This window comes from Acinetobacter sp. CE-15 (assembly GCF_051059255.1).
GTDB lineage: Bacteria > Pseudomonadota > Gammaproteobacteria > Pseudomonadales > Moraxellaceae > Acinetobacter > Acinetobacter guillouiae.
In genome coordinates this window covers 2,071,186-2,092,650 of sequence record NZ_CP192737.1, presented here as the reverse complement: position 1 = coordinate 2,092,650, position 21,465 = coordinate 2,071,186, and the positions used below count along the sequence as shown (strand labels likewise).

At 38.6% G+C, this 21,465-nt stretch carries 19 protein-coding genes, 1 other RNA gene and 1 pseudogene; 7 read left to right on the top strand and 14 right to left on the bottom strand.

Going from position 1 to position 21,465, the window contains the following annotated elements:
* Positions 1-290: 290 nt before the first annotated feature.
* Positions 291-422: pseudogene (locus ACQ7EO_RS09670) on the bottom strand (transposase); the annotation flags it as partial.
* Between the two features lie 287 nt (positions 423-709).
* On the opposite strand from ACQ7EO_RS09670, the gene ACQ7EO_RS09665 reads away from it, so the two are divergent.
* From ACQ7EO_RS09665 to ACQ7EO_RS09650, 4 genes are all read left to right on the top strand, one after another.
* Positions 710-1,429, top strand: a complete 720-nt coding sequence (locus ACQ7EO_RS09665) for an HAD-IA family hydrolase (protein WP_434279463.1) — start codon at positions 710-712, stop codon at positions 1,427-1,429.
* Complete coding sequence (locus ACQ7EO_RS09660; RefSeq protein WP_004719756.1) at positions 1,413-1,853, top strand: RNA-binding S4 domain-containing protein; 441 nt, start codon at positions 1,413-1,415, stop codon at positions 1,851-1,853. The genes ACQ7EO_RS09665 and ACQ7EO_RS09660 overlap by 17 nt, the downstream gene beginning before the upstream one ends.
* A 159-nt stretch (positions 1,854-2,012) precedes the next feature.
* Complete coding sequence (recA, locus tag ACQ7EO_RS09655; RefSeq protein WP_209826022.1) at positions 2,013-3,056, top strand: recombinase RecA; 1,044 nt, start codon at positions 2,013-2,015, stop codon at positions 3,054-3,056.
* Between the two features lie 615 nt (positions 3,057-3,671).
* Positions 3,672-4,298 (top strand): regulatory protein RecX, encoded by a 627-nt coding sequence (locus tag ACQ7EO_RS09650; protein ID WP_419285849.1) that lies wholly within the window; start codon positions 3,672-3,674, stop codon positions 4,296-4,298.
* Between the two features lie 384 nt (positions 4,299-4,682).
* Here the strand turns inward: ACQ7EO_RS09650 and ffs are convergent.
* Positions 4,683-4,779: signal recognition particle sRNA small type (ffs, locus tag ACQ7EO_RS09645), an RNA gene on the bottom strand.
* Between the two features lie 379 nt (positions 4,780-5,158).
* Between ffs and ACQ7EO_RS09640 the strand changes: the two genes are divergently transcribed.
* On the top strand, positions 5,159-6,016 hold the full coding sequence (locus tag ACQ7EO_RS09640; RefSeq protein ID WP_227504240.1) for a YbgF trimerization domain-containing protein: 858 nt from the start codon (positions 5,159-5,161) through the stop codon (positions 6,014-6,016).
* Between the two features lie 70 nt (positions 6,017-6,086).
* Here ACQ7EO_RS09640 and lpxA read toward each other — a convergent pair whose 3' ends face one another.
* The 12 genes from lpxA to rimO all read right to left on the bottom strand — a co-directional run bounded on the left by lpxA (position 6,087) and on the right by rimO (position 18,484).
* The gene (gene lpxA, locus ACQ7EO_RS09635; protein WP_004822130.1) at positions 6,087-6,875 is read right to left on the bottom strand and encodes an acyl-ACP--UDP-N-acetylglucosamine O-acyltransferase; all 789 of its coding nucleotides are present in this window, start codon (positions 6,873-6,875) and stop codon (positions 6,087-6,089) included.
* Positions 6,872-7,357: a 3-hydroxyacyl-ACP dehydratase FabZ gene (gene fabZ, locus ACQ7EO_RS09630; protein ID WP_004719745.1), complete on the bottom strand. Its 486-nt coding sequence runs from the start codon at positions 7,355-7,357 to the stop codon at positions 6,872-6,874. Before fabZ ends, lpxA begins: the two co-directional genes overlap by 4 nt.
* A gap of 2 nt (positions 7,358-7,359) precedes the next feature.
* Positions 7,360-8,430 carry a UDP-3-O-(3-hydroxymyristoyl)glucosamine N-acyltransferase gene (gene lpxD, locus ACQ7EO_RS09625; protein ID WP_004822133.1) on the bottom strand — a complete coding sequence of 357 codons (1,071 nt, stop codon included), beginning with the start codon at positions 8,428-8,430 and terminating at the stop codon, positions 7,360-7,362.
* Between the two features lie 3 nt (positions 8,431-8,433).
* Positions 8,434-8,919 carry an OmpH family outer membrane protein gene (locus tag ACQ7EO_RS09620; RefSeq protein ID WP_004822135.1) on the bottom strand — a complete coding sequence of 162 codons (486 nt, stop codon included), beginning with the start codon at positions 8,917-8,919 and terminating at the stop codon, positions 8,434-8,436.
* A gap of 43 nt (positions 8,920-8,962) precedes the next feature.
* Positions 8,963-11,491, bottom strand: coding sequence for an outer membrane protein assembly factor BamA (gene bamA / locus ACQ7EO_RS09615; protein WP_239045481.1), 2,529 nt, complete (start codon positions 11,489-11,491; stop codon positions 8,963-8,965).
* Positions 11,492-11,527: 36 nt separating this feature from the next.
* Complete coding sequence (gene rseP / locus ACQ7EO_RS09610; protein ID WP_151802364.1) at positions 11,528-12,883, bottom strand: RIP metalloprotease RseP; 1,356 nt, start codon at positions 12,881-12,883, stop codon at positions 11,528-11,530.
* A gap of 2 nt (positions 12,884-12,885) precedes the next feature.
* The gene (gene ispC / locus ACQ7EO_RS09605) at positions 12,886-14,082 is read right to left on the bottom strand and encodes a 1-deoxy-D-xylulose-5-phosphate reductoisomerase (RefSeq protein ID WP_434279462.1); all 1,197 of its coding nucleotides are present in this window, start codon (positions 14,080-14,082) and stop codon (positions 12,886-12,888) included.
* The gene (locus ACQ7EO_RS09600) at positions 14,083-14,907 is read right to left on the bottom strand and encodes a phosphatidate cytidylyltransferase (RefSeq protein WP_004719733.1); all 825 of its coding nucleotides are present in this window, start codon (positions 14,905-14,907) and stop codon (positions 14,083-14,085) included.
* Positions 14,907-15,659 (bottom strand): polyprenyl diphosphate synthase, encoded by a 753-nt coding sequence (gene uppS / locus ACQ7EO_RS09595; RefSeq protein WP_434279461.1) that lies wholly within the window; start codon positions 15,657-15,659, stop codon positions 14,907-14,909. The genes ACQ7EO_RS09600 and uppS overlap by 1 nt, the downstream gene beginning before the upstream one ends.
* A gap of 7 nt (positions 15,660-15,666) precedes the next feature.
* Positions 15,667-16,221 (bottom strand): ribosome recycling factor, encoded by a 555-nt coding sequence (gene frr / locus ACQ7EO_RS09590; protein ID WP_004719727.1) that lies wholly within the window; start codon positions 16,219-16,221, stop codon positions 15,667-15,669.
* 125 nt (positions 16,222-16,346) lie between these two features.
* On the bottom strand, positions 16,347-17,075 hold the full coding sequence (gene pyrH / locus ACQ7EO_RS09585) for a UMP kinase (protein ID WP_004719725.1): 729 nt from the start codon (positions 17,073-17,075) through the stop codon (positions 16,347-16,349).
* A gap of 65 nt (positions 17,076-17,140) precedes the next feature.
* The gene (gene rimO, locus ACQ7EO_RS09580; protein WP_004719723.1) at positions 17,141-18,484 is read right to left on the bottom strand and encodes a 30S ribosomal protein S12 methylthiotransferase RimO; all 1,344 of its coding nucleotides are present in this window, start codon (positions 18,482-18,484) and stop codon (positions 17,141-17,143) included.
* Between the two features lie 363 nt (positions 18,485-18,847).
* Between rimO and glnL the strand changes: the two genes are divergently transcribed.
* Together glnL and glnG are read left to right on the top strand one after the other, a co-directional pair.
* Positions 18,848-19,954, top strand: coding sequence for a nitrogen regulation protein NR(II) (gene glnL / locus ACQ7EO_RS09575; RefSeq protein WP_034613940.1), 1,107 nt, complete (start codon positions 18,848-18,850; stop codon positions 19,952-19,954).
* Complete coding sequence (gene glnG, locus ACQ7EO_RS09570; protein ID WP_004822147.1) at positions 19,944-21,428, top strand: nitrogen regulation protein NR(I); 1,485 nt, start codon at positions 19,944-19,946, stop codon at positions 21,426-21,428. Before glnL ends, glnG begins: the two co-directional genes overlap by 11 nt.
* Positions 21,429-21,465: the final 37 nt, after the last annotated feature.

The following is a 21,465-nucleotide window of genomic DNA, read 5'->3' as shown; positions in this document are numbered from 1 at the left end:
CAATTTATACTCACGATGCAGGAGCAAGGACTTCCCGATGGCTTGATGATTCAATGCACAGGGTTCCTGCCGTTGGGTCAGTTTTAAACTGGTCTGTTTGCGTTAAGGTAACTCCCTAGCAGACCTAAAGAACGAAGGACGCCGCCCCTAACAGGTCTTTTGACACTGAGTAGGATAAAAAGAATCATGGTAACAGTGAAGTCTTTATTAAAAGCCCAATTTATGGGCTTTTATTTTTTTCACAACCCCATTAAGCACCACATCCAAACATAATAACAACTCTATTCGACCTTCGCTTTCCATTTATAAAATGTAGCGGAACTCATGCCATGTTCACGACACAGATTAGGAATAGGGGTTCCTGATTCGGCTTGCTTCAAAATACTCATGATTAGGCTGTCTGAATATTTAGATGTTTTCATAGAAAATCTCCTTCAACAGGATTATTCGATTTTCTACTTTTAACTTCAATTATTTTTAGGGGGGATTACCTATGATTTTTTCAGTCCAAATACTTTATACTTATAAAAGCAATTTAAAAAATTATGTACACACATATGTACATAATTTTTCTTTTAACCTAAATAACTTTCTTAAACTTTGAAAGTGATTAATGGGCTTTAATATACAGTTAATTTATTAAAAATGAACTCGTTTTACAATTTCAGATGAATTTTGCTAAACTTTAAAAAACTTTGGAGTTCCTTGAATGCAAAAACCGATCATCTTTTTTGACATGGACGGTACACTCCTTGATTTAGCTTTTGATGATCTGATCTGGAACACAAAACTCCCTGAACGGCATGCAGAAACCCACCAATGTAGTTTAGAGGACAGTCAAAACATTCTAAATGCATTTTATCAACAACATAATCATACCCTCTGCTGGTATTCTTCAAAATACTGGTCTGAAAAAGTTGGGGTTGATGTCCTACAGTTACAATATGATTTTAAAGATAAAATCACCCCAAGAACGGGCTGTTTTGAATTATTAAAACAATTAAAAGCACAAGGTTATCATTGTTGGTTACTGACCAATGCAGATTGTGCTGGCTTAAAACTTAAACTTGAAAATGTTGATCTCAGCCCTTATTTTGAAGTAATGATCAGTAGTGAAGAAATTGGCTATTCCAAAGAGTTTATTGAGTTTTGGCAAATCCTGCAGCAAAAGCATCCATTTAATCCACAAAATGCATGTTTTGTGGATGACACCATCCCAGTATTAAAAGGTGCTGAAAAGTTTGGTATAGCGCACTTAATCACGATTACCCAACCTTCCAGTGGTCGTGTTGCGCGTCATCAATTAGAATTGGAATACCCTGCAATTAATCATTTAACTGAGCTTTTACCATTACTGAAAAACTTAGCGTTAGCAAATTTACAGTCAATAGATTTAGAACATAAGGATGTCGATGTCAAAACAGCCTGAGAAACAACAACTTGAAACAATGCGTGTAGACAAATGGCTTTGGGCTGCACGTTTTTTTAAAACACGCTCTATTGCCAAAGATGCAATCGAGGGTGGTAAAGTTCATCATAATAATGAGCGTGTTAAAGTCTCAAAAGAGATTCGTGTTGGAATGGAGCTCACCATACAACAAGGTTTTGATCGTAAAACGGTAGTGATTAAAGCACTCTCCGTTGTTCGTGGCGGCGCACCGATTGCCCAACAACTTTATGAAGAAACTGAGGTGAGTGTGGCACGTAGAGAGTTGATTTCATCCCAAAGAAAATTGCATAATCTAGCGCGCCCTGATCATCGACCAAGTAAAAAAGATCGACGACAAATTAGCAAATTTAAACAAGAAAATGATCAACAATTTGACCAATCTTGGTCCTATGATGATGACTGAATTCGTTTAGGTTGGGTACGACATCTTATGTCGTACTAATGTTTTTTAATATAGAACCATTTTTTATTTTCTGTCACTATTACTGCCGTGGACGAAAGATCAAATTTAATGACATCCACTTAAGATATTAGTGATATTACATCGTTTGAGGTTTACGAGATGGATGATAACAAAAGCAAGGCACTGAATGCGGCACTGAGCCAAATTGAGAAGCAATTTGGTAAAAACACAGTGATGCGCTTAGGTGATAACACTGTTCAAGCGGTTGAAGCGGTCTCTACAGGCTCTTTAACACTTGATATTGCATTGGGTATTGGAGGCTTACCAAAAGGTCGTATCGTTGAAATTTACGGTCCTGAATCTTCTGGTAAAACGACAATGACGCTACAAGCCATTGCGCAATGCCAAAAAGCAGGTGGAACATGTGCCTTTATTGATGCGGAACATGCTTTAGATCCACAATATGCACGTAAACTTGGGGTAGATATAGACAACCTTTTAGTTTCACAGCCAGATAATGGTGAGCAAGCACTTGAAATCGCAGATATGTTGGTTCGTTCAGGTGCAGTCGATATGATCGTTGTCGATTCTGTAGCAGCGTTAACCCCTAAAGCCGAAATTGAAGGCGAAATGGGTGACTCTCATATGGGTCTACAAGCACGTTTGATGAGCCAAGCTTTACGTAAAATCACAGGTAATGCCAAGCGTTCAAACTGTATGGTTATCTTCATTAACCAGATTCGTATGAAAATTGGGGTGATGTTTGGTAGCCCTGAAACCACAACTGGTGGTAACGCATTGAAGTTCTATGCTTCTGTACGCTTAGATATTCGTCGTATTGGACAAGTTAAAGAAGGCGATGAAATTGTAGGTTCTGAAACCAAAGTCAAAGTTGTGAAAAACAAAATGGCGCCTCCTTTCCGTGAAGCACTTTTCCAAATTATGTATGGTAAAGGTGTAAATCACTTAGGTGAATTGGTTGATCTTGCAGTTGGACAAGAACTTGTACAAAAAGCAGGTGCTTGGTACTCATATCAAGGCGACAAAATCGGTCAAGGTAAAAATAATGTCATTCGACATTTAGAGGAAAACCCTCAATTGGCTCAAGATCTTGATCGTATGATTCGTGAAAAGCTTTTGACTACTGCTAATGCCGCACCAGCAGAAGAGAAAGAAGAAGAGCCTGACTTTTTAGATGTGTAATCCACATATTTAAAGCTCCACAAAAAGCACCTCATGGTGCTTTTTGTTTTTATACCGGATCATAAACTCTAATAGATCTTATTTGATAAACCAAAATATGACCATTTCGAATCAATCATATTGATATTGAAAGTCCCTTCTCCCCTCGGGAGAAGGCTAGGATGAGGGGAATTTTATGTTGATCTATGATTTAAAAAAGGACCTATCAAAGATGAGTTTGAGACAACAATTTCGTAGCATTTGAATCGAAATTAATGAAGGGGTTTTATCAATTGCTCATGTATAGACTTGTCCATCAGTTGCACCATTACGACATAGCGAATTACTTAAAAATCCCCCTCGCTACCCTCGCCCTAAATCAATTCGAATCATTGATCAAATAGAAACGGACAGTATCGGTAAGCCAGTTTAGGCGTTATTAAGCTTCGACATGAAGCGCTTTAAATAAAAAATCTAAACCCTGATATCTGTTTATCTTCCCCTCTTATACTGGTTTAGATTCTTTGATATTTAGGCGGAGGAAAATTCATCCGTATAGCATTTGCACTGTTAAAAAAATGAATTAAAGCTAAACTAGCGTTTATCTCTGAAATAAATAGATTGTTATCAATAGCTATGAGCCAAGCAAAATTTCCCAAATTGTTAGATTACCAAAAACTCAAACAGCAATTTGGTGAACAGGAAACGACAGAATATCAGCATTCTACATCTCAACCTGCAGAACCTGAATCTGGCATTGCAAATGATGAGCACGCCTTTAATGCGGAACAGGATCTTGCACCCAAACCACAGGGCTTAACCGGTACACGTTTGCGTTCTTATGCTTTTGCGGTGTTGACTCGAAAAGAATATTCCAAAGCTGATCTAATTGAAAAGCTGATGACCTATGCGCAGAGCCGAGAGGAGGTTTTAACTTTGGTTGATGAGTTGTCAGCGAATAACTACCAAAGTGACCAACGTGTGGCAGAAATGACTGTACGTAGCCAAGTCCGTAGAGGTAAAGGCCCGAATCGAATCAAACTGGCTTTACGCGCAAAACAACTGGATAGAGCCTTAGTACAAGAGGATATTGCAGAAATTGATTGGTATGAACAAGCCTATCAATTGAAAGTTAAAAAATATGGTACAGAGGTCAGCAAAGATCCAAAAATTAAAGCCAAACAAATTCGCTTTTTACAATATCGTGGTTTTGAAATGGATGCGATTATGAAAGCAATTTCAAAAAAACCAAATGATGATTGATGATGGTCAGTCGATACAATTCAAGATCAACTTTTCATTAAACGGTAGGTTGAGAATCTTAGGCTGAAAATCTATTGATAGAATTCTCTTCTCACTTTTGATTTCTTATAAATTCTAAGCAGATCCAATATCTTTTAGCACTGTACAAACTATTATTTCATTCATCCGTAAAACTATACGCGTATTTTCAATATAAGCTCAATAAGGATGATAGATCTTTAGTCACGACTAAAAAATGATGATTGAATTAAATCAGATGGTCTAAAGATTGAGAATATAAAATTTTCAGGAATTAAATAGCAGAGATGGTTTTAAAATGTAGGATATAAATCGAATGGATCTCTTGAGTTATTATTATTGGTAGATTTAGAAATCTGGTGGCAGCCCTACTAGCAAAATTTCGGCACATCGTATTTCTGATACCGTTGCTACCTTCCGGTCCTGGCGGGGTTTTCAGAGTACAATTGCGAAACCACCAGCAGGGCTGCCATTGCAAGAACAGAGTATAGAGATTTTTTATTTTCTTTCAAGCCAAACATTGTGATTTTCTCAAGTTATTCATTCGTTTGCTTATTTCATCATCAATATGGTTAATTTTTAACAGCAATTCTAACTTTCTTTTCAATAGCCCATTAAAATTATCAAGTATCAGTCAATATCCTACTGAATTTTATCTCAGCGCTACTTCATAGATTGCAGGTGTTAAAATACAAAAAAGCTTCATATTGCATTAGAATTAGCTGAAGATTGTAAAAGCATCTTGCAATTCCGCCCCTAGCCGTTTTTAATGATAACAATTATTGATTTTCAAATAGCCCATATCAGTCTATTTGAAAAATTTTGACTTTGATGGATTTTAAATTATGCTAAAAAAGCATGCCCTGTTTTCTATTGCTTTACTCAGTTCAGCATCTTTATATGCAATCCCTATAGAATCTCGTGGATTAAGTGATACTGCATCATCTCGAAATGATGTAGCAAATTCACCAGCACCTATTGCTGGAAATATGAATTGGGATTTAATACAAAAGAATCAACAATTAGAAAATCAAATTCGTGAATTACGTGGCAAGATTGAAGAACAAGATCATGCCATTGATCAACTAAACAAAGAACTTACCAACCGCTATACCGATTTAGATCAGCGTCTTGAACTGCTCAATCAGAAACTTGAACCTGAAAGTAATCAACCAGAACAAGCACCTGCTGAAAATGCACCTGTCGATAGTTCAACCGCAACCGATCAAACAAGCACTGCAAGCAAAGCTACAACGAATAGCCCGGCACCAACAACGGCTCAAAATCCAGCAACACCAGCCAACAGCAGTAACAATACCAGTGATCCTGTTGCACTGGAAAAAGCAGCTTATACCATTGCTTTAGATGCCTATAAAAAAGGCGGTGCAAAACAAGCCATCGCTCCTATGCAAAACTTTATTAAAAACTACCCAAACAGTATTTATACTGGAAATGCTTATTTTTGGTTAGCTGAGTTTCAATTGGCAATTGATCCACCAAACTATAATGAAGCCAAGAAAAACTATGAAATCGTGGCAGCTAAATTTCCAAACTCGTCTAAAGCACCGCGTGCTTTATACCAACTTTATAGTATTGCCAAAGATGTTAACAAGAATACACAAACTGCAAATGTCTATAAAAGCAAACTGTTAAGCACCTACCCTAAATCAGAAGAAGCAGGTTTTTTCAAAAAAGGTTAATCCGCTTATTCACAATTTAGACCAAAAAAAATGCCTCAATAGAGGCATTTTTTATTGATATTTTTAACAATTAACGCACGATACCGCGCTTAGATTCTAATACTGAATCAATCAATAACTGGACTTCTTCAACTTCTGGAAGGATCTCTTGACGAATTTTTTCAATGGCTTGTTCAGTGGTTAAATTCTCTTTATAGATCAATTTAAACGACTCTCTTAAGCCTTGAATCACATTCTTAGACCAACCTTTACGACGCATCCCTTCAACGTTCATACCATAGGCATGCGCAGGGTTGCCTGAAACCATGACATAAGCAGGAACATCTTTAAGAATCAGTGATGCACCACCAATCATACTATAAGAATCAATCTTACAGAATTGATGGATACCTGAGTTCCCGCCCACAATGACGAAATCGCCAATGTGAACATGGCCAGCGATGCCGACATTATTTGCAAAAATATTGTTATTTCCAATCAAACAATCATGTGCAATATGCGTATTCACCATCAATAGGTTATTGCTTCCTATTTTGGTTAGGCCTCGATCTTGAACAGTGCCACGATGTAAGCTGCAATGTTCACGGATTTTGTTGTTGTCGCCAATTTCTAACCAAGTTTCTTCACCTTGGTATTTTAAATCTTGACAAATTTCACCTACACTTGCGAATTGGAAAATATCGTTATTTTCACCAATACGTGTATAGCCTCCAATCACAACATGTGAGTGAAGTTTGGTACCAGCACCAATCGTCACTTGTGGACCAATAATACAATATGGCCCTATTTGGACATCTGGTGCTATCACTGCAGAAGAGTCAATAATAGCGGTTGGGTGGATTAAGTCGTTACTGCTCATGCCTGCTCTAATTTCTGATGAGAAATGATAATTTCAGCGGTTGCTGCTACCACGCCGTCAACACTGGCAGTACATAAATACTTGTAAATGCCACGTTTTTGCATGAGTAATTCAGATTTTAGCACGAGTTGGTCACCTGGTACGACTTGTTTTTTAAATCGTATTTTTTCAGCACCAGCGAATAAGAACAAGGAACCTGGTCTTGGCTTTTCATTATTCATGATAAAACCAAGCACACCAGAAACTTGTGCCATCGCCTCAACGATCAAAACACCCGGCATAATTGGATAGCCAGGGAAATGACCTTGCATAAATTCTTCATTAATTGAAACGTTTTTGTATCCTACAATCCCATTCTCTGTAACTTCAGTTACACGATCGACAAGCAAAAATGGATAACGATGTGGCAAATACTCGCGAATCGTTTGGGTTTGCATTGGTAATTCAGGAACCGTAAAAGGTAGAGATTTAGACTCAGTCATAATTATTTACGCGACTTTAAAGTTGATTCAATGGACTCAATTTGAGCCTGCATATGATCTATTTGTTTCACCAGTTTGGTCAATGGCACATCTGCTAATTGTCTTAAGCGCACAACCGTTCTTTTCCAATGATTTGTTTCAAACTGTCCAGTACCTGAAGAATAAGAACCTGCTTCAGAAATACTTTTTGTGACTATTGACATTCCAGTAATTGTGACATTATCTGTGATTTTTATATGCCCTACGATGCCAACAGCACCTGCAAGAACACAGTTTTTGCCAATAATCGTACTACCCGCGATACCACACTTGGCTGCAATGGCAGTATTTTCGCCAATTTGCACGTTATGGGCGATTTGCACAAGGTTATCAATAATGACACCGTCATGAATGATTGTATCGTCCAAAGCACCACGATCAATACTACAATTTGAACCTATACGTACATCATTTCCGATACGTACAGAACCCAATTGAGCAATACGATTCCACTTTCCTTGATAAGGTGCAAAACCGAAGCCCTCTCCACCAATTGCAGTATTGGAATGAATCCGAACACGATCTGCAATTTTTGTTTGGCCTGTAATAGTCACATGAGAATCGACAAAACCGTCTTTGCCAATTTCAACACCATCATCAATTTTGCTGTGCGATTGGATAACTGTATTTGCACCCACCACACAATCATCACCAATCACAACATAATGACCAATATAAGCATCATCTGCAATAATTGCTGAAGGAGAGATTTGCGCGGTACTTTCGATACCCCGTTTAGTTACTTTAACTTCAAATTGATGGGTTAAAATCGCAAAAGCGAGATAGGGATTGGCAACAACAATAAAATTCTGGCAATTTGTAAGCTGTTCTTTTAACTCCGCCGTGACGATCAAAGCGCCAGCTTTAGAATTTTGAGCTTCATTCAAATATTTGTCGTTATTTACAAAAGAAATATGATTGGATTGCGCGTGTTCTAAACTTGCAAGCCCATCTAAAACAAAATTGGCTTGACCAATTAGCTCACCTTGTACAAGCTGAGCTAATTCATCGAGATGAAAACGATTTGATTTCATTGATTATTTAATTGCATTAACCTTTTGGATTATTTTAGCAGTTAAATCACTCTTTGCGTCATAAGCAAGTGCTGAATTTTTATTCAAAACAAAGTCTAATCCAGCTTCTTGGCGCAATTGTTCAGCAGCTTGCTTTACACGAGCCTCAAAAGTTGCATTGGTGTTTTGAATTGTGCTCTGTACTTTCGCCTGAACACCTTGCTGAATCGTTTGGAATTCATTCACTTTTGCTTGGTATTGCGCATTAATTTGCTGAACATTTGCACCTTGGGCCTGTGCTTTTTGTTTCAACGCTTCAATATCTTTGGTGATTTGTTCAAGCTTAGTGGTTTGCGGTTTAACCGATTGTTCTAAACTTGCATTCTGTTGCTTTAAGTAGGTGCTACTTTCTACAACTTTTTCTAGATCAACTACACCAAAACCTGCCGCTTGAACCAATCCAGCAAAACCCAAGCCTAAGCCCATAATGGCCATTTTCATTGTTTTCATCATTGTTCCTTATATTAAGTTAAATCTCGTAAAAAGATCGCACTTAGAAAGTACGACCAATCTCGAATTGAATATTTTTAGTTTCATCGCCCGGTTTGTCATTCAATGGGAATGCATAGCTCAACGAAAGTGGGCCAATCATGGTAATCCAAGTAAAGCCTACACCAACACTATAACGCATGTTACCAAAGTCAAAATCATTATTGTCTTTACAGTACTGTTTTGCATTAATTGGTGTTTTTGAACCATCTAGATAAAGATCACCAGTCGCTGTGCTACAGTCTGTATCAAAGACTTGTGCGCCCTCAGCAAAGATCACCGGACGGATCTGACGCGCCCAATCACCCTTAAATGGAACAGGTAGAGCCAATTCTGTACCGAATTGTACTAAAGCATTACCACCAACTTCTTCAGGGTCATAGTCTTTGGTTTTTCTTTCGTTATAGGTCACACCAGGGTATTTTGGACCCAATGTACTGTTGTCATAACCACGGACTGAACCAAAACCACCCGCATAGAAGTTTTTATAGAATGGTAAATCATTACCATAACCTAACTTACCATAGCCACGTAATACGAAATCACGGCCTAATGGGAAATAAGTCTGTGCATCGTAAGTAACTTTTTGATATTCAACATCACTACCTGGCAATGCAATTTCAGCATTGACACGATGTGAGGTACCGTTAGTAGGGAAAATTGGACGGTTCAATGTATTATATGACCAACCCAAATTTAAATTATAAGTTAAGAACTTACCTTCAAACTCAGAATCAAATGGTGTTAAATCTTTAACCTTTCCTGCTGAATCAACACATGAAAGATCATCTGGTTTTGTAGAATCTAGTGCTTTCCACTCACCATCACAATATGTACTTGTACCAATAGTTTTACCACCATGGGCTTTTAAGTAATCACGTACATAGGTTGAAACATAAGCACCAGTAGTTACTTTAGTTTGGTCAACGTTTAAACCTGCACTAATGTTTTGGTTTTCATCAATTGGATAACCAAATGTAACACCACCACCGATACTGTCCGTTACATAGTTGTTAACGTTATAATCATTATTTAACTTGGTTTTACGGTAGTACATGTTATAACCACGACTTACACCATCAATGGTAAAGTATGGGTCAGTCACACTTAAGTTATAATAATCTTGGGTTTCTGAACGAGATAAATCGATAGAAACACGATTACCGGTACCCATAAAGTTGGTTTGGCTTAAACCTGCTTGGAATGTGATACCACCATTCTGAGAATAACCTACAGCCAATGTACTGGTACCAGAATGTTGTTCTTCAACATCAATATTCAAGTCCATTTGATCTGGCAAGTTCGGTACACGAACAGGTTTAACATCAACTTTACTAAAGAAACCAGTACGTTCTAAACGAACTTTAGACAAGTCGATTTTTTCGTTACTTGCTAAAGCACCTTCCATTTGACGCATTTCACGACGTAATACTTCATCCGCAGTTTTAGTATTACCAGTAAAGTTAATACGACGTACAGTCACTTGTTGACCAGGATTAATATAGTAATTTAAGTCAACAATATGGGTTTCATTATTGATTTCAGGGACGACATTTACTTCTGCATAGTAGTAACCCGCATTACCATATTTACGAAGTAATAACTGCTTTACAGCATTGACTTTTTCTTGAGAATACGTTGTGCCATCTTTATAGATTTGTAGCGCTTTTAAATCTTCAGTTTTATAAAGTGCATCACCTAAAAATTTAGTTTCGCCAAATTTAAACTGCTCGCCTTCGTTGACTGAAACTTCAATAAAGATATGTTTTTTATCTTCACTAAGATTTAAATTTGAACTGTTAATATCAAAATTGATATAACCTTTATTGAGATATAGCGCACGCAATGACTCTAGACTTGCTGACATTTTTTCACGTGCATAACGGTCATTTCGAGAAATAACCGATAACCAGCCACTCTCTTTTACCGCAAACGCCTGTTTAATGTCGTCTTCTTTAAATACGGTATTACCAATAATATTGATATCAAAGACTTTTGCAGGCTTACCTTCATTAAAATTGATATTCAATTCAACGCGGTTATTAGGTTGAGCAACTTGTTCAACTTTAATATCTGCATCATAACGACCTTGTTGAGCATATTGTTGCTCTAACTCAGTTTCTAAGGTTTGTAAGGCAGACTTTTTAAGCACTTCGCCTTCGGCCAAGCCCATTTTCTTTAAACCATCCGTCAAAGCTTCTTTCGGAATTAGTTTATTGCCTTTAAAATTAATTTTTGAAATTACTGGACGTTCAATCACTTTAAACACCAAGACACCGTCTTGGTTAGATGCTTGGATATCATCAAATAGATTTGAAGCGTACAAAGCACGAATTGAATCCGCAATTGCAGGATCATTGACACGGTCACCACTATTTATTGGTAAAAGTGCAAGAACATTTTGTTGCGTTAAACGAACCAAGCCATCCACACGGATATCACGTGCAATGAACTCATCTGCCGCTTGTACTTGCTGTACAGCTGCCATCGCACTAACGAGCGCTAATGGCATAAATAAATGTGAGTGCTGCATGCCTATTATTTTCCAGTAAGTTAATCCACAATTGCGTTATAAACGCATAAAATCATTAAATATTGCAAGAAGCATCATGCTACCAAGCAGTACCATACCAATTTTTAACCCAACCAATTGTATTTGTTCAGAAACAGGTTTACCACGAATTGCTTCAACAATGTAATAAACCAAATGACCGCCATCTAACATCGGGATAGGCAATAAATTTAAAATCCCCAAACTCACACTCATCAAAGCCATAAATGAAATGAATGTTTGCCACCCCATTTCAGCACTTTGACCAGCGACTTTTGCAATGGTAATTGGACCTGATAAATTATCTAAGCCAATTAAACCACGTACCATCTTCACCATTGAATTCAAAATCATTGCTGAAAGTTGCCCGGTCTTTTCAACAGCAACAACAAAAGCTTCAGCAGGATTATATTGAATTGTTTGTTTATATTCAGTAGGAATTGTCAGTTTATCAGTCTGTGCTTGCACACCCAACATACCTGTTACATTTCCCATATTGTCGCGTTTACCTTGCGGCATTACTTGTAAATGTACAATTTGCCCTTGACGCAACACATCAACTTTAAGTAACTTTTCAGGTGATTTTTGTACCACATCCACCACATCAAACCAATCTTTCATTTTCACCTGATTGATTGAAATGATTTGGTCACCTTCTTTCATCCCTTGACGAATCGCAGCGCCATCACTACTTAACTTATAAACAGTTGCAGGAATCTGTGGACGATATGGGGTAAAACCTAGTACATCAAATGGTGACTGACTTTGGTCTTTTAAGAAATTCTTGATTGGTAAAGCAAAACTCTGCGGCTGACCATTGCGCTCAACCTGAACATCGATATGACCTGTTTCACCAACACGATCAACGATGGCATAGTTGAGTTTTTCCCAAGTGCTGACATCTGTTCCATCTACAGCAACAATTTTATCGCCAATTTGCATTTGAGCTGTTGCAGCTGGTGTATTGGGTAGAACTGCACCAACACGAGTATTTAATTGCTCTTGTGCAGGCAGAAATAGAATCCAAAATAGGACGATTGCAAAAATCAAATTGATCAATGGACCTGCAGCAACAATCGCAATACGCTTCCATGGTGGCTGACGGTTAAATGCTAACGGCAAATCTTCCGCACTAACATTCCCCTCACGCTCATCCAACATCTTGACATAACCACCCAGTGGTAATGCAGAAAGTTGATATTGGATACCTGATTTTTTCGATGTCCACTTCAACAAAGTTGGACCAAAACCAATCGAATAAACCAGTACTTTTACACCGAGTTTACGTGCAACCCAATAATGCCCAAATTCATGAATCGCAATCAGCGGACCAAGTAAGAATATGGCAGCAACAATGATAAATAGAACACTCATGATCAGCTTCCCAATTGTGTAATGCGTTGTGAAGCAACTTGGCGCGCAAGTTGATCTGTCTGCAAAATCGTGTCAATCGAATCTGCCAAACCATTTTGAACGTGATTTAAGGTATGTTCAACCACTTGTGAAATTTGTAAAAATGCAATTTTTTGCTGTAAAAAAGCACTCACAGCAATTTCATTGGCAGCATTGAGAATAGACGGTGCCAATCCGCCCGCCTGCATAGCATGCCGAGCCAGTTTAAGCGATGGAAAACGCGTAATATCTGGTGCTTGAAAGTCGAGTTGTGAATGGACAAATAAATCCAGAGGCGAGACATGTGTTTGAATCCGCTCAGGCCATGCAAGTGCATGCGCAATCGGCGTACACATATCAGGATTACCCATTTGAGCCAAAGTTGAACCATCCACATATTGAACCATTGAATGAATGATACTTTGTGGATGAACAACAACTGTAACAAATTGTTCTTTAATTGAAAATAAATGACATGCTTCGATCAATTCTAAACCTTTATTCATCAGGGTTGCAGAATCTACCGAGATTTTTTGTCCCATCGACCAATTTGGATGTTTACAGGCTTGTGCAGGTGTTACGGTTTTTAATTGTTCTAAACTAAAGTTTAAAAATGGGCCGCCTGAAGCAGTCAACAAAACTTGCTTGACCCCCAATTGAGGCTCACCATTGGGTTGAATCTGTAAATAATTTTGCGGAAGACATTGGAAAATAGCATTATGTTCAGAGTCGACAGGCAGTAACAAAGCATGATGATCTTTAGCTGCTTGAAGCATAATATCGCCAGACATCACCAAGGCTTCTTTATTGGCAAGTAAAACGCGCTTACCTGCTTTCACTGCGGCTAAAGTCGGCAACAATCCTGCTGCACCAACAATTGCTGCCATCACCACATCTACATCAGGATGTTCCGATACGGTGATAAGCCCTGCCTCATCTGTAAGGATTTCGATATCAAAAATATGATGTATAGCAAGTAGCTGTTGTAACTCATCTACTTTATCCGATGGTACAACAACACATTTCGGTCGATATTGTTTGCATATTTCACTGAGTTCTTTGATTCGACTAAATCCAGTCACTGCAAAAACTGAATACTGGTCCGAATGCTGTTGTAAAATTTTTAAAGTACTGCGCCCAATAGAACCTGTAACACCTAATATACAAACAGATTGTGACATCTATAAATCTACACCAATAAGTTTTAAAACATACATGCCAGCCGCAAAAAACGGAGCCGCAGCAAGCAATGAATCTATACGATCAAGCACCCCACCATGTCCTGGAAGGATACGACCTGAGTCTTTAATTCCTGCACGACGTTTGATCATAGATTCAAACAAGTCGCCAAGCACAGAGCTAAACACAGTCACAATAGACAAAACTAGGAAAAGAATATGTTGTGGAAGCGTTAAATGTAGGTAAATCGATTGAACCACGATGATCACAATCGCAACAGTGACAATCCCACCAATTAAGCCTTCGATTGATTTGTTTGGACTCACATCTGGCGCAAGTTTACGCTTACCAAATTTACGCCCAACAAAATATGCACCACTGTCCGCGCCCCAAACCAACAGGAACAGGTACATCAACCACCAAGGAGAGCTTTTCCAAACTTCAAAAATAGCGGTAACTGCGGCACTGATTAAAACCAAGCCAACAATATTTAAAGTGATATTGTACCAGCCATCATATTCAGGATAATGTTTTACCCAATACAGACTACACAACCAAGTGAGAATAGAGGCACTCCAAAGAATAAGCGCCAAATCATTAAAATATAATGCTAACCCTGAAAAAAAAGCGGTCAATACACCGAATCCAGCAGCTTTAATTTTCTTCACATGGTCAGATTCATGTGGCATGAGTTTAAACCACTCATAACCTGCTGCCCCAGCTGCGATAATCATTAACACTAACATTGGATATTGAGATTTTGTTGCAAACATACAACTCAGTACAACTGCCACCAATACCAATGCGGTTATAATCCGCTCTAACATTATAAATTCTCTATATGTTCTTGTTGAATTTGTTCAGAGGTTTTTCCGAAACGTCTTTCACGCCCTGAAAAAATATTGAACGCATGATCCAACTCTTGCACTGTAAATTCTGGCCATAATGTCTCAGTAAAATATAACTCAGCGTATGCAGCCTGCCACAGTAAGAAATTAGACAGTCGGTAATCACCGCCTGTACGAATCAATAAATCCACGGGTGGCAAATCCCCCAAACTTATTTGTTGTGCAAATAACTCAGTATTGATTTGATTCACATCAATTTGTTGATCTTTAACCTGTTGCGCAAGTTTACGTGCAGTATCTGCGATATCCCACATACCACCATAACTAATCGCAATTGTTAAAGTCATGTTACTGAACTTAGCAGTCATTTGTTCAGCATGCAACATTAATTCACGTAGCTCTGGAGAAAGCCGACTACGATCACCAATAAATCTCAACGAAATTTCGAATTTTTCCATCCGTGGAATTTGTTCATGAATTGTGTCTTCTAACAATTTCATTAACAAATCAACTTCATACTGCGGTCGGTTCCAGTTTTCACTTGAGAAAGCAAACACAGTAAGCGCCTGAACGCCAACTTTACGGCAATGCTCTACAATCGGATCAAGGACATTTTTACCTTCACGGTGTCCATCACCTTTTTGCAGTTGTTTCTTTTTTGCAAAACGATTGTTGCCATCCATGATGATGGCAACATGTTTTGGAAGATGGTTGTCTTCAGATGTGGTCATTTAAATCTTAGACCTTCATCAATTCAGCTTCTTTCGCAGCAAGACGTTTGTCCACTTCAGCAACAAATTTATCGGTAATTTTTTGGATATCATCGCCTGCACGACGTTCATCATCTTCAGAAATTTCTTTATCTTTTAATAATGATTTGATATCGCCTAAAACATCACGACGAATGTTACGAATCGCAACTTTGGCATTTTCTGCTTCGTTACGTGCAACTTTCTGCATATCTTTACGTGTTTCTTCTGTCAAAGCTGCCATTGGCACACGAATCGCATCAGCAGTTACTGGGTTTAAGCCCAAATCTGATTCACGGATTGCTTTATCAATTGCAGAAACCATTGAACGTTCAAATGGTTGAACTAACAAAGTACGTGAATCTTCAACACCCACGTTAGCCACTTGGTTTAACGGCACGTCAGAACCATAGTAAGGAACCATAACTCCATTTAGGATGGATGGATGCGCACGACCTGTACGAACCTTTGCAAAACCATGTTCCAAAGACTCCAATGACTTATTCATACGGTCTTCTGCGTCTTTTTTAAGATCGTTAATCATATGATCTTCCTTACTTATTTATCTAAATGTGTATGGGGTCTAATGACATTTCATAAACAGGCGAAGTGTCAATACACCCTAATCTAAAATTGCAGTAGTATAAAGAGCTTTACTACCCACGTACATTAGTTTGTAACGTGAGTGCCCTCTTTTTCGCCCATTACCACAGAAAGCAAAGCACCAGACTTGTTCATATCAAATACTTGAAGTGGCACATTGTGATCGCGGCATAAGCAAATTGCAGTTAAATCCATGACACCAAGTTTCTCATCTAAAACTTCATCAAAGCTTAAATGGTCATATTTAACAGCATCATCATATTTGCTTGGGTCTTTATTGTAGACACCATCAACTTTAGTGGCTTTTAAAATAAGGTTTGCTTCAATTTCAATACCACGTAAGCATGCTGCTGTATCCGTTGTAAAGAACGGATTACCTGTTCCAGCAACAAATACGCACACTTCACCTTGAGTTAAGTGGCGAATTGCATCACGGCTTGAATATGCTTCAACTACTGCACCAATTGGCAATGCTGACATTAAACGGGTTTTGATGTTACGGCGAACCAAAGCATCACGTAATGCCAAACCATTCATTACCGTAGCAAGCATACCCATTTGATCACCCGTTACACGGCCAACCAAACCATCTTTTTGTAATTGACTACCACGGTATAAGTTACCACCACCAACCACAATACCCACTTGCACACCCAAACCAACCAAGTGAGCAATAGATAAAGACATTTGATCTAAGACTTGGGCATCAATCCCCATGTCTTTATTACCCGCAAGCGCTTCACCCGAAAGTTTCAGCAAAATTCGCTCATAGCGCGGCTTTTTAGAATCTAACATCACAAAACTCCAATACTTATATCTACAATTTTATTCGTATTTAATCAAATCGAAATCGGAAACACTTAAGCTGATTTAACGCGAATCAACTTGGCAAACAAATCGTATTCATCTGCATCTGTAATTTCGACTTCAAGTAAATCACCAGCTTTAATCACTGACTTATCAATATCTTCAACAAAAACATTACCATCAATCTCAGGTGCATCTGCATAAGAGCGTGCAACTGCGACTGGGAATTCTTCTTCAAGATCATCCACTAAAACCGTCATGGTTTGACCAATACGACTTTGTAGTTTTTCAGCAGAAATCGCTTGTTGAACTTCCATAAAACGTTCATAGCGTTGTTGCTTAATTTCTTCAGGAACATGATCAGGCAAATCGTTGGCTGTTGCACCTTCTACAGGTGAGTAGGTAAAGCAACCTACACGATCAAGTTTCGCCTCTTGTAACCAGTCCAATAACATTTGAAAATCTTCTTCAGTTTCACCAGGGAAACCCACGACAAATGTTGAACGAATAACCAATTCAGGACATTTTTCACGCCATAATTTTAGACGTTCCAAGGTGTTTTCACTATGAGCTGGTCGCTTCATCAATTTTAAGATGCGCGGACTGGCGTGTTGAAAAGGAATGTCTAAATACGGAAGAATTTTACCCTGTGCCATTAAGTCAATCACCGCATCCACATGTGGATATGGATAAACATAATGTAATCGCACCCAAATCCCTAACTGACCAAGCGCTTCGCACATGTCATAGAATTTGGTTTTAACAGGCTGACCATTCCAGAAATCAAGCTTATATTTGGTATCTACACCATAAGCGGAGGTGTCTTGAGAAATCACCAAGACTTCTTTTACACCTGCTTTTTTTAACGCCTGTGCTTCATTTAATACAGAGCCAACAGGACGTGACACAAGATCACCACGCATGCTTGGAATAATGCAGAATGTGCAACGATGGTTACAGCCTTCTGATATTTTTAAATAAGCATAATGTTTAGGTGTTAAACGAATACCTTGTTCAGGTACAAGATCTACAAAAGGATTGTGTTTCGGTGGTTCTGGAACATACTGATGGACAGCTTCCATCACATCTTGATACGCCGCAGCACCTGTCACTTTTAAGACATTTGGATGCATCTGGCGAATTTTATCTTCATCTTTACCCAAACAGCCTGTGACGATCACACGACCATTGGCGCTCATGGCTTCACCAATTGCGTCTAAAGACTCTTGTACTGCAGATTCAATAAAACCACAGGTGTTCACAACAACTAAATCAGCACCTTCATAATCTGATGCAACATCATAACCTTCAGTCTTTAACTGCGTTAAAATGCGTTCAGAATCTACCAATGCCTTAGGACAACCTAAAGATACAAAACCGACTTTGGGGGACTTCATGAATCTGCGCTCCACTATAATCCGCGTATTGTATGACTTTTCAAGAGATAAAAACAGGTGGAAACTGCACTCTTTGTATAATGCACCAAAATACATCCAATCAAATAATTAAATTACTACAATGCACCATTTTGGAACAATATAATGATAGCGTAATATGAATGCTGGTTTTTACACTTGAATAAAGCGCAGTAAATGCGCAATTTTTATCATTCATGTAAGAAAACTGCGCAGTATATAAAAGTTGGCGTGCATCTTGCTTTATATCAGGACGATTTAACCGATTCAATCACCCATGTTCGGGAAAATAGAAAACGAGGTGCAGATGCCATTGCGCTATTTAAAGACAGGAAAGCTCTGCTAATGGATCAATACCCAACAATTGATTATAGATTGCTTGTGGACAATTTAACCACTGCAATTCTTTTGGTCGATTGTAATTTAAATATTTTTTATCTTAATTCATCATGCGAAGCATTGTTTGATATTAGCTTGCTTCGTGCGGCAGGTCAGCCAGTAATTAATATTTTACATGCACCAAATGATAGCTTTAATACCTTGGAAGCATTAAACAACTCAATAAAAACAGGTCAAGCCTATACACGCCGTGAAGCGATTATCAATGTTAACTTTAAAGACATGCATGTTGATTATTCCGTATCGCAGCTAAATACAGGAAGACCCTATCACCCATTACTATTAATTGAATTAAATCCGATTGATCGGATGCTTAAAATTTCTAAAGAAGAAAACCTGATTCAACAACACCAAGTTGCACGACAACTGATTCGAGGTGTTGCACATGAAATCAAAAACCCATTAGGTGGAATTCGTGGCGCAACTCAACTGCTTGCTCGTAGTTTAAATGATCCACAGTACGCAGAGTTCACCGATATTATTATCAGTGAAGTCGATCGTTTAAGAAACCTTGCTGACACTATGCTGGGTTCACGTCAGCTCCCAAGCTACGAATTGGTCAACGTGCATGAACCACTTGAACGTGTTCGCTCATTAATTGTAAATCAGACCAAGAAAAAAATTAAAATCACACGAGACTATGACCTTTCATTGCCTGATGTCAAAGCGGATCGCGATCAACTGATTCAAGTGATGCTCAACATCAGTGTCAATGCGGTACAGGCGATGACTGAGAATCGTGAGTTTTTTATTGATCATCAACCTGAACTAATGTTGCGTACACGCATCCAACGTTTGGTGACGATTAATGGCGTACTGAACAAATCAGCCATTCGTATTGATATTGAAGACAATGGCCCTGGTGTTCCTGAAGAAATTTTAGAATCCGTGTTTTATCCACTTGTGACTGGTCGTGCCAAAGGAACAGGTCTTGGCTTAAGCATCGCACAAAATATCATGCATCAACACAACGGAATGATTGAATGCCAATCCGTTCCTGGAAAAACAGTATTTAGCTTATATCTACCTTGGGAGTCTAACCATGTCGCATAATAAAATTTGGGTGATCGATGACGACCGTGCTATGCGTTGGGTCTTGGAAAAAACATTTAAAGAAGAAGGCTTCGATGTCACCAGTTTTGAAGAAGCACAATCTGCTTTAGATCAACTTCCAAGCAATGCCCCAGATGTCATTCTCACTGATATTCGTATGCCCGGCATTGATGGTTTAACCTTCCTAGGAAAAGTCAAAGGAAGTTATCCTGATCTGCCTGTGATTATTATGACAGCACATTCAGATTTAGAATCTGCAGTATCGAGCTATCAAACAGGTGCTTTTGAATATCTACCAAAACCGTTTGATATTGATGAAGCACTTGCGTTGGTGAATCGTGCGATTTTGCATATCAACAAGCTGCAACAACAAGAATCTGCCAAAGTTACCCCGATTCAATCTACGGAAATTATTGGTGAATCCCCTGCAATGCAGGAAGTTTTCCGCGCCATTGGACGTCTATCTCAATCGCATATTACTGTATTGATCAACGGTGAATCTGGAACAGGTAAAGAGTTAGTTGCACACGCTTTACATCGCCACTCACCAAGAAGCAGTAAACCATTTATTGCGTTAAACATGGCCGCTATTCCAAAAGATTTGATTGAAACTGAATTATTTGGCCATGAAAAAGGTGCATTTACTGGCGCCAATACTCAACGCCAAGGTCGTTTTGAACAAGCCAATGGCGGAACCTTATTCTTAGATGAAATTGGTGATATGCCCTTTGAAACCCAAACACGTCTACTTCGTGTTTTGGCAGATGGTGAGTTCTACCGTGTTGGTGGTCATATTCCAGTTCGTGTTGATGTTCGTATCGTGGCAGCAACACATCAAGATTTAGAAAAGTTGGTCAATGATGGCCGTTTCCGTGAAGACTTATATCATCGTCTAAATGTCATTCGTATTCACATTCCTAAACTTGCTCATCGTTCTGAAGATATTCCGATGTTGGCGCAACACTTCTTGGCACGCGCAGGTAAAGAACTTGGAGTTAGTCCTAAAATTTTACGCCCAGAAACACAAGAGTATATTCAAAAACTGCCTTGGCCAGGCAATGTACGTCAACTCGAGAATACCTGCCGCTGGTTAACTGTGATGATCACAGGGCGTGAAGTTTATCCAGAAGACTTGCCGTCTGAATTAAAACAAATTCCAATCAATAAATCTGATGATCAGGGCCAAGCGCAAGCTGGTATTGATCGTATTGCATTACATCATTGGGATGAGTTATTAGCGCAATGGGCAATTCAAAAGCTTAAAAATGGTGAAATGAAAATTTTAGACATTGCCACTCCAATGTTTGAACGTACTTTGATCATCGCAGCACTTCAACAAACTCGTGGTCGTAAGCGTCATGCTGCTGAACTTTTAGGTTGGGGGCGTAATACTTTAACCCGCAAACTCAAAGAATTAGGTATGGATTCTGCTGAAGATGATGAAGAGGAAGACAAAACTGTCTTAGCTGAATAATAAGCAACTCATAAATATAAAGTTTACTCCAACCATA